The organism is uncultured Agitococcus sp. (assembly GCF_937920075.1).
Classification (GTDB): Bacteria; Pseudomonadota; Gammaproteobacteria; order Pseudomonadales; family Moraxellaceae; genus Agitococcus.
In genome coordinates this window covers 1-1,461 of sequence record NZ_CALETI010000189.1, presented here as the reverse complement: position 1 = coordinate 1,461, position 1,461 = coordinate 1, and the positions used below count along the sequence as shown (strand labels likewise).

General features: G+C 36.5%; 2 protein-coding genes and 1 pseudogene. All 3 read left to right on the top strand.

Annotated elements, in window-relative coordinates:
• A pseudogene (locus Q0212_RS07160) lies at positions 1–228 on the top strand (long-chain fatty acid ABC transporter); the annotation flags it as partial.
• Positions 228–1,079, top strand: a complete 852-nt coding sequence (gene filE, locus Q0212_RS07155) for a putative pilus assembly protein FilE (protein WP_297923991.1) — start codon at positions 228–230, stop codon at positions 1,077–1,079. The pseudogene Q0212_RS07160 and the gene filE, both read left to right, overlap by 1 nt.
• Before the next feature lie 71 nt (positions 1,080–1,150).
• The coding region (locus tag Q0212_RS07150) for a hypothetical protein (protein ID WP_297923989.1) at positions 1,151–1,461 on the top strand (311 nt) is incomplete at its 3' end.

The window sequence follows — 1,461 nt, the reverse complement described above, 5'->3', positions numbered from 1 at the left end:
GCCGCAAAAATGTTTGGTTTGGGTGTTGGCTATCGCTTTGACCGTGATACTGACATTGATTTAACGCTTATGCACTTGCGTAGCCGCGATACCGTACCCGCAGGAACAAGTAGTCTATTAAACCAAACGGGTATTAATAATGCCATGTATAACCCTTATGCGGGTTTAGATGCTAAAACCAAAGCCATTATTAATATCATGGGACTTGTTTATCGGACCCGTTGGTAATGAATAATTTAGTTCGGTTATTCAGTTTGGTTTTGTTGTGTGCATCTGCCGTTCAAGCTCAGGAGCGTATTTACAGCACTGTAGATGCGCAAGGGCGTGTTCAGGTTATTAAGAGTGAAGCTGTAGACAATACAAAGCAAGAAACCGATGTTAATACACCTGTAAAGTCAGTTATTCAAACACCTAGTAAATATGAGCTTGAGGGTGAGCAATATATTGATTCCGATACATTGATTAAGCAACAGTCCGAGCAACCTGCCAAAAAACGTTTTTATTATGTTCCTACAGGTGCATTAGGTGAAAAGATATTAGAAGGTGAACATAAAACTGTTGAGTCAACAACTACGCCACAAGCACCTAAGCAAGAAATTAAATTTTCGCCCGAATATCAAATCATTACAAAAGAAGCATTGTTATCTAAATGGCATAATTTATCATCGTATTGTCAACAAACTAAACGATTAAAGCCTAGTCGTCTGTTTAAAGCATCCAATGCCTTATGGATTGACAAGTCAGATTTTAGTGCTAATCAGCCAGATAAAATCCTGAGCCTAGAAAAAAATTTATTAACAGCTGAGGTTGTACGTATCTCTAGTTTTGCCAATAGTCAAAAAAAGCCAAAATTTTACTTGCCCATCATTGTTTTTTTAGATGAACAAGGGTGTGTATTAGAGGGGGCTTGGCAATATTGGAGTTATGCCAAAGCGGCTAATGATAATCAATATAGTGCGGTTGATGGGTTGTTGACATTGCCAACATCTAGCAAATACATACTTTTGTATCCGCCTGATGAACAAGTAAAAATAAGTTTACCATTACAAAATTACGGCTCATTGCTTATCGAAAAATAATTTAACTGGCCTAATAAACGCGTAAGTCATATAACTTTAAAGTGCGTGCCATATTAATATTGGAGAACTGTATGAAATTATCGTCTCGTTTGCTGCTGTTGCCAGCGATGATTTCGTTATTAATGGCTTGTGGTGAAGAAAGTAATACTTTATCAAATCCTAATGCTAAAAATAATGATGCAGAAACAACAACGACCTGCCAAGATAAAGATTATTGTATTGCTACTCAGTTTTTAGATGAGCCTGTTGTTGGTTTAAATTATCAATGTAATTCGATAGAAGGTGTTACAGATGAAGATGGGGTTTTTTTATGCCCTAATAATTCAGTTGCATCGTTCTTTTTAAAGTCAGCAAGTGGTAATAAAAAAATCGAATTGGGTAA

Excerpts from the sequence above, each read along its gene's own strand:
- filE (WP_297923991.1), top strand. The coding sequence starts at position 228 with ATGAATAATTTAGTTCGGTTATTCAGTTTGGTTTTGTTGTGTGCATCT.